Origin of the sequence: Rossellomorea pakistanensis (assembly GCF_016908495.1) — a bacterium.
GTDB classification, from domain to species: Bacteria; Bacillota; Bacilli; order Bacillales; family Bacillaceae_B; genus Rossellomorea; species Rossellomorea pakistanensis.
This window is the reverse complement of the sequence record NZ_JAFBDZ010000006.1, coordinates 126,935-143,020: the sequence shown is the minus strand read 5'-3', so window position 1 is coordinate 143,020 and position 16,086 is coordinate 126,935. Positions and strand designations below refer to the sequence as shown.

12 protein-coding genes and 2 pseudogenes are annotated in these 16,086 nt (G+C 35.9%); 1 reads left to right on the top strand and 13 read right to left on the bottom strand.

What is annotated here, in order from left to right:
* Positions 1 to 141: 141 nt before the first annotated feature.
* The gene (locus JOC86_RS22000) at positions 142 to 4,197 is read right to left on the bottom strand and encodes a S8 family serine peptidase (RefSeq protein ID WP_205175186.1); all 4,056 of its coding nucleotides are present in this window, start codon (positions 4,195 to 4,197) and stop codon (positions 142 to 144) included.
* A 469-nt stretch (positions 4,198 to 4,666) separates the two neighbouring features.
* On the opposite strand from JOC86_RS22000, the gene JOC86_RS21995 reads away from it, so the two are divergent.
* Positions 4,667 to 5,458 carry a TIGR00266 family protein gene (locus JOC86_RS21995; RefSeq protein WP_205175184.1) on the top strand — a complete coding sequence of 264 codons (792 nt, stop codon included), beginning with the start codon at positions 4,667 to 4,669 and terminating at the stop codon, positions 5,456 to 5,458.
* A 243-nt stretch (positions 5,459 to 5,701) separates the two neighbouring features.
* On the opposite strand, the gene JOC86_RS21990 is transcribed toward JOC86_RS21995, so the two are convergent.
* From JOC86_RS21990 to JOC86_RS21940, 12 genes and pseudogenes are all read right to left on the bottom strand, one after another.
* On the bottom strand, positions 5,702 to 7,258 hold the full coding sequence (locus tag JOC86_RS21990) for a flotillin family protein (RefSeq protein WP_205175183.1): 1,557 nt from the start codon (positions 7,256 to 7,258) through the stop codon (positions 5,702 to 5,704).
* The gene (locus JOC86_RS21985; RefSeq protein WP_205175342.1) at positions 7,259 to 7,804 is read right to left on the bottom strand and encodes an NfeD family membrane protein; all 546 of its coding nucleotides are present in this window, start codon (positions 7,802 to 7,804) and stop codon (positions 7,259 to 7,261) included. It abuts the gene before it with no gap.
* Between the two features lie 295 nt (positions 7,805 to 8,099).
* Positions 8,100 to 8,948, bottom strand: coding sequence for a YitT family protein (locus tag JOC86_RS21980; RefSeq protein WP_205175181.1), 849 nt, complete (start codon positions 8,946 to 8,948; stop codon positions 8,100 to 8,102).
* Positions 8,949 to 9,230: 282 nt separating this feature from the next.
* Positions 9,231 to 10,133: an EamA family transporter gene (locus tag JOC86_RS21975; RefSeq protein ID WP_205175179.1), complete on the bottom strand. Its 903-nt coding sequence runs from the start codon at positions 10,131 to 10,133 to the stop codon at positions 9,231 to 9,233.
* A 149-nt stretch (positions 10,134 to 10,282) separates the two neighbouring features.
* Positions 10,283 to 10,501 (bottom strand): annotated as a pseudogene (locus tag JOC86_RS21970) (tunnelling fold family protein); the annotation flags it as partial.
* Positions 10,502 to 10,545: 44 nt separating this feature from the next.
* Positions 10,546 to 11,706 carry a tyrosine-type recombinase/integrase gene (locus JOC86_RS21965; RefSeq protein WP_205175177.1) on the bottom strand — a complete coding sequence of 387 codons (1,161 nt, stop codon included), beginning with the start codon at positions 11,704 to 11,706 and terminating at the stop codon, positions 10,546 to 10,548.
* 177 nt (positions 11,707 to 11,883) lie between these two features.
* Positions 11,884 to 11,976 (bottom strand): annotated as a pseudogene (locus JOC86_RS25370) (hypothetical protein); the annotation flags it as partial.
* Between the two features lie 123 nt (positions 11,977 to 12,099).
* Positions 12,100 to 13,035 (bottom strand): hypothetical protein, encoded by a 936-nt coding sequence (locus JOC86_RS21960; RefSeq protein ID WP_205175175.1) that lies wholly within the window; start codon positions 13,033 to 13,035, stop codon positions 12,100 to 12,102.
* 75 nt (positions 13,036 to 13,110) lie between these two features.
* Entirely contained in the window at positions 13,111 to 13,692 is a 582-nt protein-coding gene (locus tag JOC86_RS21955) for a hypothetical protein (RefSeq protein ID WP_205175173.1), read from the bottom strand.
* 188 nt (positions 13,693 to 13,880) lie between these two features.
* Entirely contained in the window at positions 13,881 to 14,576 is a 696-nt protein-coding gene (locus JOC86_RS21950; protein WP_205175171.1) for a hypothetical protein, read from the bottom strand.
* A 202-nt stretch (positions 14,577 to 14,778) separates the two neighbouring features.
* The gene (locus tag JOC86_RS21945; protein ID WP_205175169.1) at positions 14,779 to 15,546 is read right to left on the bottom strand and encodes a DUF6414 family protein; all 768 of its coding nucleotides are present in this window, start codon (positions 15,544 to 15,546) and stop codon (positions 14,779 to 14,781) included.
* Between the two features lie 128 nt (positions 15,547 to 15,674).
* Entirely contained in the window at positions 15,675 to 16,079 is a 405-nt protein-coding gene (locus JOC86_RS21940) for a hypothetical protein (protein WP_205175167.1), read from the bottom strand.
* Positions 16,080 to 16,086 lie beyond the last annotated feature (7 nt).

Genomic DNA, 16,086 nt, shown 5'->3' with positions numbered 1-16,086 from the left:
AGGATAAAAGTCACAAGACTATAATCCTGTCCAATTTGGGAAAATTGCCGTTCGAAAAACTAGGTTTTGCAATGATACTTGATAGTAATAAAAGAACCGTACCCGTGAAAATCTTGGCATGGGTACGGATATTATCGATTATTAGTTTGTAAGACCTAATTCCTCTTTTATTTTATCAAGTGTCTTACCTTTATAAATTTCAACAGCATCTTTCAGTTCGTCTAATGTATGGTTTCGCATTAAATAATTCTCTTCAATATAACTGAAATCCTTCTCATCGACGGTACCATCGTGATTAATATCGGCCGAACGGTCATCTGACTTCCAACGTTCCTGCATAGAGATGGCATCTAAGACATCAATGACATCATCTTGATTAACATCCCCTGCATAGGTAAATGCTGTCGTTGACTTAACGACACTTGATAGCTGACCATCTGCATCATTATTGATAAAGATTTTCTCGAAATATTTGAAGTGACCAGGGATATCAACGACGAGTGTATATGGATCTTCATTGATTGGTAAGTTAGTAAAGCGGAAGCCAGCCCTCTCACTAATATCAGACGTGTATTCTGTTCCATCTGGACTAATCAGCTTAACCGTAGCACCTACTTTAGAATAATCTCTAGAAAAATCAACGGAAGTATCAGGCTTTAAGAACCCTTGACCAACAAAGGCGCCACTGATGCTCCCCTTTTGATTGAACAATTTCAGCCCTTCAATAAACCCTTGAGCAGGTACAGTATTTCCATTTACATCAATGTATCGATTACTAGTAGAGTGGAATCCGGCATACTCTGTCAAAATGTTATCGGTCACTTTTAATGTAATATCAAACAGAGGAAGGTCCCCAGTCAGTTCTTGCTCTCCATTGAAGATGATATTCACTTTTGCATTGGAATAAGACCCAATGGATAAATCTGTTTTCAGTTCAACATTATCCCCATAACTAGCTAATGCAGTATTTTTCTTTATATCAGTAATTTCCATTGAATTGCCATAATATAAAGTGAAGTTCGCTTCTTTTAATTGCTTTACATTATTTGCCGTCATTGTAAATGTGACACTATCTCCTGGCTTCGCGGACTTCTTGTCATATGTTCCTGTCATATGAGAAGTACCCTCAGGGACAAGATTATAAGCCTTTCTTATTGTTTTGTTCGTTGCTACGTCTAGTGCATCTAAACGTACGGAATTGATTGTCTGTTTGACAAGAGGGATATCCATTTCAAACGAACCATCAGAATTCGGGAATATTCGATAATCCGGAACGTTCGTGTACAAATATTCATAAATGTAATTATCGGCTTGACTAATGTCAATACCTGCCGCTTGAATATCTTTAACATCCTTGTCAACTAAAGAACCATTTATTGGATAAACCTCTTGTCCTTCTTCATATTCATAGACAAGCTTCTCATCAATACTCGTTTTTAATTCTGGTTTATTATTATCAACAAAAATATCTTCTACTTCTGTAAAAGTTCTACCCTTTTCATTAGTGGCAATAAATTTCATCTTATAGTGTCCGTGCTCTGCGATTTTTTGTTTCAAGTGGATTGGATAATCCTCGTCCCCTGTAAATGAATAATATTCTCCTCCATAGCCGTACAAGCCATATGGAATCCCAATCTGTAATTCACTTCCTTCAAAATTCCCTACATAGCCGATATCTTCACCTGTCTTTCCATCGGCTAACACAACATCTACCTTTTCTACGTTTGTATTTAACTGAAATCCAAACGTTGCCACTGGAAATGTACCAAAATAATAACCTGAATTGGTTGTTAATACTTGTTTATCAAATTGCAAAAAGTCGAACCCTTCTTCAACAACACGGATAGAGAAAGGGACTTGATAGGTTTCGTTTGGATTCTCAATATTTTCATAGGTCATATATCCTTCATATAAACCATGCTCTGCTGTTTTGGGAACGATAACAAAGGCATTTGTTTTCTGTGACTTGCCTGCTTTTACTGAGAGCTTATCCTTAAAGACTACTTGAACGCCGTTTTTCTTTGCATCTAACGAATGGTTTGTAAATTCAACACTTCCTTTAAAGATTTTCTTCTCACTTCCATGGTTACTCACTTCAATTGTGCGCAGATCTCGAGAATGCTTCCCATCGTTATATTGTGTGCCGAAGCTCATGCCTCCAGTTTTTTCATCAATTAGTACCTTCTCTCCACTATCAATCGTCATCGTTTCATCTACAACTTGGAATTTCATCGGGGAATGAATGGCTTCATATGGATCAACTCGACCTGCTCCTACTTCAAAGACACTATAATCCCCATTTAATGGATCTGCCGTGTTCATAAGCATTGTTTTCACGTCTTCCGGCTGAAGATCAGGATCTGATTCTAATAGTAAAGCCGTCATACCAGCTACTTGAGGTGCAGCCATTGACGTTCCAGATAACCGTTGGTAGGCATATTCATAGTTATCCATATCTTCAGGATTAACCATGTAAGACGGAACAGTTGACTGAACTCCGACACCAGGAGCTGTTACTTCAGGTTTAATATCATAATTCGTTCTAGAAGGTCCTCTTGAACTAAAGTCAGCTAAACGATCTCCTTCTGTGGTGATACTCCCGATTTTTCCAAAAAAGAATTCGTCTGTCGTTGATAGGTCTTCTAATAACGCTTCTCCGTCGTTTTTAGACAAACTAAAAGTTGGAATAAAGTCTTTATTTTCTCCTAGATAATAGGGAATGTGTCCTTCTTCATTGTTATAAATAAAGATTGCCTCAGCACCATTCAATTTTGCATATTTGATTTTATCATTAATCGAAATTTCTCCACGACTAACGAGGGCAATCTTACCTTCTACATTTTTCCCTGTATAATCGGAAGACTTACCTAGCCCAACTTCTACGATTGGAAGCTTCTTCCCCTCAAACTCTTCTAATTTATCACTATAGTGTTTCCCTATTATTTGGAGATTAACAGAATGAGATGCCAACTGTCCTTCATATGTAACAAGATCCAAAGGAACATCACTTGCACCTACAGTCAATGCTAAAGCGGATGAAGCGGGTGATCCAAGCGTATAGGCTTCATCGCCAGTGTTTCCTGCAGCAACAACTGTGGTCACGCCACTAAGGACTGCATTGTTAACGGCAACACTCGTAGGGAAATAGGGATCATTAATCGAAGCACCTAAAGAAAGGTTGATGATATCCATACCGTCTATAACAGCTTGATCAATTCCTTTCAGAACATTCTCTGTCGTACCTCCACCATATGGACCTAACACTCGATACCCGTAAATATCTGCACCTGGAGCTACACCTGTAGTGGAATAGTCACTATTATTCTTACCTTGACCAGCAATAATACCAGCAACATGCGTTCCATGCTGCGTATAATAAGCTTGTCCACTTAAGAATTCTGGTTTTCTAGTTTTTTCCCAATCTTCATAAGTAGTTTCCATCGGATCATTGTCGTTATCTACTAAATCATATCCTCCCACATAAGCATCAGCTAAATCAGGATGATTATAATCTATCCCTGTATCAATAACGCCTATTTTGATCCCTTCCCCCGTTACCCCCTCATGATGTAGACGGTCAATCCCTAAATATGGATTACTATCTGCCATTTTAGTAGAGAAACTTTGCTTTGAATCCTCTTCAGAAATTGGTGGTTCAATACTAACTGCTTTATTTCCCCAAACAGTCTTGACTGCTGACGAGTTTAAAAGCATTTCTACTTTATTAGCTGGCAATGTCATTGCTACACCATTAAAGGCCTCTGTGTAAGAATACTTAATGGTATAAGGCTTATCATTCTTCTTGTTATCCTTAAAGATTTTACTAAGGTCCTCTTTAAATTCTTTATGGTCTTTAGCAATCATATTTTTTGCTTTACTTTTTGACAGTTTCTCTCCTTTTAAGCTTGCTTGAATTTGAGACACCTTTATTGGCTTATTATGAAATTCAACTATAACTGATATTTCGTCATCATTTTCTAAGCTGACATCTGGGGACAACTGTAAGCCAGTTTTCTCATTTAACTCTAATTTTTTTAAAGCTTCTCTTTGAATATCCGTTAGGTTTTCTAAAACATCCATACTAGATAAATTACTTGTACTCGACGTTTCTCCTAACACATTGTAGGGAGAAAACGAAATACTACTTAGGGCCAATCCTATTGATAGACCAACTACCGTTAACTTCTTGGATATCATCTCTACACTCCTTTTCCTAATGTTTTATATAAATAGATAGACTTAGAACTAGTCACCTTCTTCCACTGTAATTTACTTACTATTTAAAATTGTCACACTAGTCAAAAGAAATGTAAATTGGGATAAAACTTTCATAGATTAATCTAAACCACCTAGTTAAATAGACTCGATATTGTTGTTTTTATCCGGTGTATATGGGATTATTCAAATCACAATGACTTTTGATCGATCACCATTGATTTATATTTTCTCCCAAATGCCCTCATTATCTAGCACTCTCTTATTCTTAGTAGAATAAGACGCTATGAAAAACAGTATTCTTTCTTCAAAATGAAGAGGTCATGGAATAAAGATGTCTTCTAACCTTAGATAATAAGCAATTTTTTATATACTAGCTTCAGTGAACATTTACGGAGTACAATAAGGATGTTGGAATGCTTTTACTTATTCTTTGAAGGAGATGATCCGAATGAATAATCACGAAATTGATTATGAAATTTTTGGAGACGATATGCAGTATGTCGAAATTGAACTCGATCCACAGGAAACGGCTGTAGCAGAAGCAAGCAGCATGATGATGATGGATGACCAGATTCATATGGAAACGATTTTTGGAGATGGTTCGTCAAGTACCGGCGGTCTTATGGGCAAGCTTTTTGGTGCCGGAAAGCGCTTAGTCACAGGTGAAAGCTTATTTATGACGACCTTTACAAATACAGGCCAAGGAAAAAGAAAAGTCAGTTTTGCCTCCCCTTACCCTGGGAAAGTTATTCCACTTGACTTAGATGAATTAGGCGGAAAAATGATTTGTCAAAAGGATGCGTTTTTAGCAGCAGCGAAAGGCGTTCAAATCGGGATTGAATTCCAACGAAAGATTGGTGTTGGTTTCTTCGGGGGGGAAGGCTTTATCATGCAAAAGCTAGAAGGAGATGGAATGGCATTTGTCCATGCAGGTGGCACCATTGCCAAAAAAGAGCTGCAACCAGGTGAAAAAATACGTGTTGATACAGGCTGTTTAGTAGCTTTTACTCCTAGCATTAACTACAACATCGAAATGGTGAAAGGCGTAAAGACGGCCCTATTCGGTGGGGAAGGATTATTCTTTGCAACCTTAGAAGGCCCTGGTACGGTGTTAGTTCAATCCCTTCCATTTAGTCGTTTAGCCAGCCGCGTCTTCTCTGCCATGCCGCGTAATGGCGGTACTAAAGGAGAAGGCAGTGTCTTAGGCGGAGTGTTTGACCTTTTAGGTGGAGATGATTAATAAAAATGCGATGACTCTTCTAAAAGCTTACTCCTTGTATATGGAGAAGGAACATTTTCTTTACCTTGAATGTAGTAATGCATAACTTTTTGATTTTATTCACGAAAATGACTAGTAAATGCATGAGAATCAAATTTTGCGCACGAAAATTTAGAGTAATAGCACGAGATTCCAAATTTATGCACATGTTATATTTTAAATAAAAAACGCGATGGTAACCTTGAAAGGCTACCACCGCTTTTCCTATGACTGTTCTACTTTTTCCTTCGTCTTCTTGTCTGATGTTTGTGATGACTTGTCATTTTTCAACTCATAACCGAGACGATCAATGCTATGTCTGATGTTACCTTTTCCCGATAGATTTTCTAATAACTCTTTCACATCAATACCAGATGAGGCTTTTAGTGATTCCTGCATGGTCGACATTAGGTTGGTAGCGTAGCCTGTGACTTTATTGGCCCCACCATTGCTGCTGTCACTGCCTGTATCAACAACCGTAATTTTTTCGATATTGGATAACGGACTAGCAATCTCTTTCGCATATTGTGGCAGCATTTTAATGACCATATCCATAATCGCTGCTTCTCCATAATATTCGAAGGCTTCTGCAATTTTTCTTTTCGCTTCTGCTTCCGCAAGACCTTTCAAGCGAATAATTTCAGCTTCTGATTCCCCTTGAGCTCTTTGGGCATCGGCTTTCGCTTCTCCGTCGACACGTACTTTTTCTGCTTCAGCTTTGGCCAATGTCTCAATACGATATTTATTAGCTTCAGCCTCTGCCATTTCTTTCGATTTATTCGCGGCAGCTGCTTGCTCAACTGAGTAACGATCCGCATCGGCTTTCTTTTTAACCTCGGAGTCATACTGCCTTTCTCTACGAAGGATTTCTTTTTCCTCGAGCTCAATCTGCTTTTGGCGCTCGATAATGCGAATTTGCATTTCCTGCTCTGTTACTTCTTGTTTTGAACGGGCTGTCTCGAGATCGTATGCCTGGTCTGCGCGTGCTTTTGCCACATCTTGTTCTCTTCTATAGTCCGCCATTTTCATTTGATTTTCTTTTTCCGCTTCTGCGATTTCTGTCGCTCTCTCCAACTCTGCTTTTTTCGCATCCTTAGACGCTTCAGCACGCTTAATCCGTGTTTCTTTTTCCGCTTCAGCTGTAGCGATATCCGCATCACGCTTCACTTGGGCAATCCTTGGTTTACCAAGGGAATCTAAATATCCATTTTTATCACGAACATCCTTTATCGTGAAGGACACGATGACAAGACCCATTTTAGCTAGATCCTGTGTTGCCACACGTTGTACTTCCTGAGAGAATTTATCACGATTTTTATAAATTTCTTCTACTGTCATTGATCCCAAAATGGAACGAAGATGACCTTCTAGTACTTCTTTCGCTTCATTTTCACGGTCTTCCTTTGATTTTCCTAGAAATTGTTCAGCAGCAGTTGCAATCTCTCCAATTGATCCGCCGATTTTAATAATCGCCGTCCCATCTGCCATTACTGGGACCCCCTGCTCGGTATATACCTCAGGAGTTGTTACTTCTAGTTTGCTAGAAAGTAAACTTAAAGGCTCTGCCTGCTGGAACACAGGTAGAATGAATGCTCCGCCTCCGCGAATAATTTTGATTTTATTTCCTGACTCATCTACATGAACATTTTTGTTCCCTAGATAGCTTCCTGTAACAATAAGGGCTTCATCAGGGCCTGCTGTACGATATTTTGAAATAAATACACCTATTAAGGCGATTAGTAAGAATAAAATAATTCCTCCTACGATCCAAATCATTTCCATTTAATTTCCCCCTTCATTTTCTAATTCATTTTCATGTGCCAAAACATGTAATACACCCTTAATCACATCAATAATCACTATTTTCGTCCCTTCTTTAATGACAGTGTTGTCAAAGCTAACGGCTGACTTGGAAATCATCCCGCTATAGCTTTCAATCACCACTTCACCAAAGCCGTTTTCCGGAATCGTGATAATGACTTTTCCTACCCTTCCACGCAAGGAATCCTCTGTATATACAAGTGATTCTTCCGCTGATGAAAGAGGGACAAGCACAAATACATTTAACAATACGTCCAAAATAAGGGCGATGATGATAGAAAATATGATAATAAGAATACTACTTAAGCTTGTCACCTGCTCAAAGAGGTAACCGCTTGCAGAGAAAAAAGTAATAAAGGCAAGTACTAATGTTGGATTAAGAAATCCGGTAGCCTCAGCGACCCCTTCAAGGGCGTCTCCGAAGAACATATAAAGCAGCGTCGCACACCCAGACCCGATCAAAAGATATAAATAAATCGTTTCAATTGGTACTCCGAATAATTCCATAGGCATCCCAATCCTTTCCTTTGTAATCTCTTTCGAAAGAAGAAGAATCGCCCCCATCACTCTATAAAGCCTTCCCCCTCTCCTGCCTGCTCGCTCGTGATGTAGCGTTATCTTATCTACGGAACAAATAGGCAAAATGTTTCAATTTATTTGCAAAAAAACCATGTTTCTGGGGAGATTTGATTGGTATGGAGCTAAAAGCGGTTCCGAGAATAGGTACAATTCTGGCTTTTTGTACCTGGCACATAAATTGAACGCACAAAAAAACTGCCCCCAAAAGGAGACAGTTCATTATTTAAGCCAGACGTTTAAAATTCTGACCTAATATTTCGTTCATATTGTGGACTGTGATAAACGCTTTGTTGTCTATCTCAGTTATATAATTCTTTAGTTTGGAGAAATCTTTTCTTCCTAAAATCGTTGTGATGACTTCTTTTTGATCAGATGTAAAGGCGCCTGTCGCTTTATGAAGGGTTGCACCTTTTCCTAATTCGTTAACGATAAATGTGCGAATCTCATCACTGCGCTGACTGATAATGACTACTTCTTTATTTGTATTAAATTGCTGAAGCGTATAATCTATGACAAGTCCATTCAGGATTACTCCGAAGAACGCATACATTCCAACCTGAGGTCCAAATAAAAAGGTCGACGATAACGCAATCGATAAATCAGAAAATAATACAGCACGACCTATTTCAATATTAAAATATTTATTTAAGATCATCGCAATAATATCTGTTCCACCCGTTGAAGCTTTTTGATTAAAGACGATGGCCATGCCGGTTGCAGCGATGCATTGACCGATAATGAGTTGGATTAAGACATCATTACTTAATGGTTCTGTAATCGGGGCGAACCTTTCCAATAGCCATACCATAAAGGAGAGTGCAAAGCTTGCATAGATGGTTTTGGCACCGAAACTAAATCCTAAAAATATGAACCCAATTATAAACAACACAATGTTTACTAGAATCATGAATGTACCAATCGATAGCCCTGGAACAACATGATTCAAGACAATCGACAACCCACTTACTCCACCCGTCGCTAAGCTATTAGGTGAAAGAAAAAAGTGGACATTAACCGCTACAAAGAAAGCACCCACGTTCATCAGTAAGAACGATAATAATTTTTGTCGCATCACCGCAACCTCCTTTTATCTATCATTTAATGAATCTCAAAAATGAGGGACAACGGGATTATATAGCCGCTAGAATTGTTTGTAAAGGGGATTACGGAAATTCGATAAAGGTTTAATAATTGCAAATATTGAAAGGGATTTCACCATCCTCAAAAAAAAGAAACAGCCGTAAATTGCGACTGCCTCTTTACGCCGTTCGACAAAATCCGGGTCGTGCCAGGCACGCGTCGAATTTTGTTGAAATTTGTGTTGTTCGACAAATTTCTGGTCGTGCCTGGCACCTTATAATACGCTCTTTACCCTTCGTCTTCTTCTGCCATTGTATTGCGGGATGACGATTCCGATTAGGATGAGGAGCACTCCTAATCCTTGTAACGGCGTGACCAGCTCGTGGAGTATGATCATAGCTGCGATGACAGCTGCTGGGAGTTCCGCTGCTCCTACGATGGTTGAGATCCCCGATTCAAGATGTGGAGTACCAATTGCAAAGAACAGGATGGGTAATATGGTTCCAAATAGCCCTAGCAACAGACCGTACTTCCAAAGTCCTGAAGTGATGACGGTTCCATCTATAATAAAAGTTGGTTTAAAGAGAAACAGGAGAAAAATAAGCCCTCCAACAGCAATCATGAGACTTCGCTGCATCGTTGGAATTTCGATTGCGACTTTTCCACTAAAGAAGATGAAAAGTGCAAAGGTTATCGCTGCGATGAAACCATAAAGGATTCCATCCCAGTCCGTCCTCCAATCAAACCCAGTCGATGAGCCGATGCCCCCTGCTAGAACGGTTCCAATCCAAAGCACAGCGACGGAAAGAATTTTTTTCCTAGAAGGAAGCTTTTTCAGATAAATGGCTTCAATTAAAACACCTATCCAAGTAAATTGAAACAGCATCACAACAGCAATCGCAGCTGAAACTCTTTCAAGGCTTAGCCCATAAAAAATACCCGTTATACAAACGAGAAGGCCTACACTAAACAAAGAGAGGGTTTGACGAACCTTCATCTTCGCTTTAGGAGAAAAAAAATACAGTAAAAGAAGCATTAAAAACCCAAGCAGATATTGGCTGACCGTGATATGGTAAATACTAAATCCTGCTCCAAACCCTAATTTTACTATAGAAGCATGGACCCCATAACTACAGGCACCAATCAATACGAAAAGAGAATAATGTAATGGCTTCATAGAACCTCCCCCCCTCTATAAAATTCAAAAGAAATAGGAAGGTTGCAAAATGCAACTCTTCCCATCATTCATGTTTAATTTCAGTATAATAGCAGCTTCATTCTTTTGGCAATAGTTGTTCAAGCAAGTTCCACTTTAATGGTCATTTCTTATCGATTATCCACTTTTTCTGGATATAAATCATGATTCATCAGGCGATGATGCGCCATTTCTTCATACTTGGTTCCTGGCTTCCCATAATTACAATAAGGATCAATGGAAATACCGCCGCGCGGGGTGAATTTCCCCCACACCTCAATATATCTAGGATCCATTAGTTCAATGAGATCGTTCATAATGATATTCATGCAATCCTCATGAAAATCACTATTTGAATATATAGACATATCAAGGGCTGTAGGATTTTATAAATTTATTGGTCACTGATTTGGTCACTATTACCGAACATCTCGACAAACTTCCCAGCTGCTTCAATCTGCATAGAAGGTAAAGCATGACTATATGTGTTAAGAGTAATATTTACATTCTTATGACCAAGCCGCTCTTGTATAATCTTAGGGTTCACTTTATTCTCAAGTAAGAATGTCGCATGTGTATGCCTTAGATCATGTAGCCTAATTGGGGTAATGTCTAACTGTTCAACCGTCATTTTAAATGCTCGTCTAAAGTTATTCGGATGTACCCAATTTCCGTTTTTCGTGCATACAACTAAATCATAATTAAGATAAACTTCCTGCAAAACCGTTCTTTCCCTTTTTATTAATTCCATATGAGCCTTTAAGCAATTCACAAGGGATTCAGAGATGTAAATAACTCTCAGAGCGGAAGCTGTTTTACCTTCATTAACAAATCCGTATTCGTTGCCATCACCAATCTTGTTAAGTGTTTGACGAACAGAGATTTTCTTGCCCTCAAAGTCAATATCACTCCAACGTAAACCTAGAACTTCACCCATTCTCATACCTGTTTGTAGCGAAATGTTGAAGCCGATAAAGTGCCTCGTCAAGTTCAAAATTGTTTGTGGAGCATTTAAGAATGTCGCAATTTCATCAGATGTCCATACACGTAGCTTTTTTGGTATTCTTGGCAATGCAATGTCATCCAACATCGATTTGTTTAAGATGCCCTTTTGAGATGCTTTATATAGTACCTCTGACACAATCCCGTAAGCTGCTCTAATTGTTGCAGGAGAAAGCTCTCTCTCCTTGCAAAGCACTTGAATGTAATTCTGTAGAATTGACTCATTGAAATCATTCATTCGTACCTCACCAATATACGGAGTGATGTTATAACGGATTTGCTGCTCATAATTCTGTATTGTACTTGTTTTTAGTTTAATCTTCTTCGCAGTAAACCACTGTTCTAGATACTTGTAAAATGGAAGCTTCGACAAACATAGTTCCTTTCTTTCACTAACTTGCACTTGAAGATTTGCTAATGCTATCTGAGCTTCCTTTTTGGTTGTAAAACCTCTTCTGCGAAGTTGAGTTCTCTTTCCAGTAAGCGGGTCTTTTCCTGCATCTAAAACAAAATAATATTTCCCCGTATTTGAATCTTTCTTTATTGAAGTCACTACCATCACCCATTTCTTAGAGTGATGTGACTTAACATTATACGTAAGGCTATTTTAACATAGTTCCTTGTTCACCCTTTGTATTTTGATTGAAAATACCAAGGTTCATAAATAAAAAATAACCGAACCTCATTTTCACTTTAATAATGCTTGGTTAATTTTTAATTATGTGTGCCATCATATCTTCTCTTGAAATTTGACTTCTATAACCGCTCCTGTTGTTAGGAACATTACTGCAACAGATGCTGCGTTTTGAAGAGCAGAACGTGTTTTAATCATATTTTAAACTTCTCTAAAGTAGATAGACTACTTCTCATATCAATGCTTTCATTTTATGTATAAAGTGGTTATTAAAAGATGTAAAATGGTGATATGAACGAACCTATCATTAGTTTATATCTCATCTTTAAAGATACAATCATAACAAACGTATTCTTCATTTATAAATTCGCCTTCCTCTTTCCCAAATAAATGAGATATTCCACAATCTATACATTTAACATATTCTTTAGGTCTAAGGATTTTACAACAAGTTATGCATAGACATTCATCATCTGCAACTAACAATGACCTTTTTTCACAACAAGGGCATAAATCTAAAAACTTGAACTTCCCATAACTAATATTGAAATGTTCGTCAAAATTTAAAAATCTAGATATAAACTCTACAGATAAGTTCTTAAAAGTAGTCTCACAAAAATAACAATACTTCTCATCGAGTCTTAAAGTTCTATTTTGCAAACAATTCGGACATTCGAGAAGCCTTACTTCAGAGGGTAGTTCTTTTATTATAGGTGAAATTTCTTTATACCTCTGTGTTATGTAATCATCCATAGTTGTTAGCTTTTCGTTTATAAACTTTAAAGTGTCATGATCTCTCTTAATTAGTTCTTCCTTATAAATGAATGGAATAAGAACTGACAAAACTTTAAACGTAATTGCTTCTAATGCCTTTTTATTCACACTTAAATCAAAATGCTCTATTCGATTTCGGTACTTTTTAAGATTTTGTATTTTCTTTTTAGTTTTAAAACCCATTTCTATATCACAAATACCTTCTAATCTAGATATTAAATTTTCAAATGCAACGCTTTTAAATTCACCTTTATTGAAAGTTTCAAGATTGGCTTTGTTAATATCCTCAAATACAAGTGACCAATGTTCCTTTTGTAAGCGTGCTTTTAGTATTAGCTCTAAACCCGCACTCAAATGTAGTATTGCATATTTAAAGTACATATCATCATCTTTTTCTAATTCAATCAATGAACGCTTTATAAAATCTAATCCATTCTCAACAATGGTTAGTTCTACTTTGTAATTACCACTCAATTTTTACACCTACTTTGTTATTCGCATTAAAATAAAAGTATATGAAATCGATGTTTTATGTATTTTGAACTTCTCTTACCCGTTATTATTTAAGTCAAGCTGTGATTTCAGAATACTGTCCATAAAGATAAGCGAAAATTTCACTCCATCCTTTTCAGATATTATATTCTTTAAAAATATTTTGTTATCCAAACCGTAATCCTTTGGGAACTCTATAGTTATATATGTCATCTTTTTATATTTTTCTTCCCAAAACCTATATTTCAACTCTACCTTCCCTTCATAACTTGTGAGAAACCTATCTATTGATTGTGGCTTTGTTGAAAACAGATTTATAATAGACCTTTTTATCCATATATCATCCCAACTTTCAAAGAACGGAAAATGAAACAATACATTTCTTACAAATTTCATTAAGTCCTTCCCTACATTAGTGAAGTTTGGTCTACGTTCATTTCCTATAATCCACTGAATTGGTCTATACTTTAATATTTCAAAATAAACAGAGAATATTTCTTTTATTATATATATACGGATACTGGCATCTTGATTCCAGAAAGAATCAACCATTATTTCATCAAATAAGTCATAGAAACGATTAAAGGCTAGTTCTAAAAATTCTTTTTCTAACTCAGTTGGATGAATTTGGTCACTCAAGTAGGACTCCCCTAATATATTTATATGTTGTTAGAACAGCGAAATTTGTTCTTAGACAATCAATTATAAGTGAATTGTGCTTACTTATGATACGGTTCACCCAATATTATCTAAGAACATAGTTAACTTTCAACAAAAGGTATACATCCATTGATATAAAATAAGAAGCCTTTCTTAAGGCTTCTTTATTAGAAAGATATGTTTTCTTTTATGGATATTATTATGAAGATGATGGAAATAAACAAAATATAAATAATTAAAGATACAACGAAAAATTTAGGTTTTCTAAATAAAATTATATACGGCCTTAAAAAGGCATTTAAAAAGGGTGAGTTTAGTTCCAAGTATTTTCCTTCAATTATTTTTTTCTCAAGTTCATCTATTAATTTATTAATACTCTTTTGGTCATTTGTTGCATTTGCTTCCCTTAACTCTTGAAATACATTTGAATATGGTCTTGGAATGTTTGTGCTTCTCTCCTGTTTACTCTGTTCTTCTTTTAATTTATTTTTTATATTTTCGATTTTCTCATAGTATTTATCTTTTTGACTTGGGTCTAGATGCTTACTTCTTTCAAACCTTAATACGAGGTCCTCTAATAAACTCTCCAATTCATAATTAGCTTCTAAATCAATTTTAATATCTCTTTCAATTGAACGAAAAACCATAATTAATCTATTTGGAGAGATATTAACTTCATTTACTAGCATTCCTTCAAAAGTGTCCAATAAGGTATCTATTGCTTTTTTAACTCTTTCTTTCTTTACTTTTTTTCCCGAAAACCATAATCCAATTGGACCAAGTATAAAAAAAACTAAACCTATTAAAAATGAAACGATAATATTACTACTATTTGCTTCCCAAAAGGTTACTATAGATTCCATAAATTCCTACCCTAAACATTTTTTTAATACATTAATTACAACGATAAAATCTAAAATAAATCACTATGTTTTTCCAATTAATCCCTTCAAAAAATTTCTACTATTATAGGACTTTGTCTAATTTATGGCAAGGTTCAACGAAGTTACATAAAGACATAGTAAGATTTGATCACAATATTTATATTACAATTACAAGCTTAAATTATTGATAAATTGTTAGGACTTCTAATATTATAATATTTTCATCACTTTTGATGTTGGGTATTCCATCAATCTCATTGTCACCCATTTGTCTTCTAATACCTCGACTTAGGGAAAATAAATCCTTCATAATATCGAATACAACAATAGGTTTATCAGTTATATCTTTTCTAGATAAGACTTTTGCTATGATAGTAACTTCTTCATCCTCAAAATCTTCTAAATGCTCTAATTCATAACAAAGATTATTTGAGTTTAATTTTGAAAAACCTACTCTTTCTTCAAAATTACTACATTCAAAGAAAGCTGGGATTTTAGTACTTTCCTTAGAAAAGAGTTTATTGAAAATCTCTTCTTCTTGTGCATTTTGTAGATTCATACTTGAAGTTAACATAGGCTTAAATTTGTTAATTAAATCCATCATATCAAATTCTGAAGGAATACTAAAACCACCCTCAAAACGAACAATTGATGTTCTAGGTATTGTTTCAGCATCACATTCATTCTCAAGGAAATCGAAATAATTATCTTTACTTTTACTTACTAGTAATTCTTCAAATTCATTACAATCAAGTATTAAATTATCTACTATTTCCCCTTCCATTTCGTTGCTTTTATTTATTCCTCCAGAAACTACTGGTACTTTTGCATTTAGAGATTTACCTGAATTTACTTTAACATTTTTTATAGCTACATGTTTTTTCCCTTCTAATACAGCTCCATATTCTGCAACTTTAGTTGAATCAAAATAAATTAAATTTTTGAACAAAATAAATTCCTCCTTCTTTTCAATTTCTTCCTTAAACGAACTCGTTTTTTTATGTTTCAGAACTATATTTTGTTAAAGCATCAACTTACCTAATTATACCAGTATGATATAGATATATCGATTCGAATTTAACTGTTATTTCGGCTTTGGAAGTAATAGAAAATATGGTTAGCAGGAAACATGGGTGGGCTATTAACGATGTCTTCAAACCTACGAGCGTCAATAAAACGATCCTCATGTCTTTGAAGGTTTTCATCGCTATAATCAAATAACTTCTGAATGAATTGAGAGATTTGAGTATTTCTAATCATACTATTATATTCTTCTTCTAATCTTCCATGTACTGCAAATGGACCTACTGAAACATCAATTCTTGGCGAATATACATTTAATGCCCTCTCTTCTTTCATTGCGTTCCATTCAGTTTTGACTTCTCTAAAAACCGTACTTAACTTTTCTCTAATGAAATTTTGATACTCTTTAAGTATCATTTCTTGTTTTATATCTTCTTTAATCAATACTGTTTCTTCCAATTGTTTT

Bases quoted from the DNA above. Each gene is read 5' to 3' on its own strand.
- JOC86_RS22000 (WP_205175186.1), bottom strand. From the start codon at position 4,197: ATGATATCCAAGAAGTTAACGGTAGTTGGTCTATCAATAGGATTGGCC.
- JOC86_RS21995 (WP_205175184.1), top strand. From the start codon at position 4,667: ATGAATAATCACGAAATTGATTATGAAATTTTTGGAGACGATATGCAG.
- JOC86_RS21990 (WP_205175183.1), bottom strand. From the start codon at position 7,258: ATGGAAATGATTTGGATCGTAGGAGGAATTATTTTATTCTTACTAATC.
- JOC86_RS21985 (WP_205175342.1), bottom strand. From the start codon at position 7,804: ATGGAATTATTCGGAGTACCAATTGAAACGATTTATTTATATCTTTTG.
- JOC86_RS21980 (WP_205175181.1), bottom strand. From the start codon at position 8,948: ATGCGACAAAAATTATTATCGTTCTTACTGATGAACGTGGGTGCTTTC.
- JOC86_RS21975 (WP_205175179.1), bottom strand. From the start codon at position 10,133: ATGAAGCCATTACATTATTCTCTTTTCGTATTGATTGGTGCCTGTAGT.
- JOC86_RS21950 (WP_205175171.1), bottom strand. From the start codon at position 14,576: ATGGAATCTATAGTAACCTTTTGGGAAGCAAATAGTAGTAATATTATC.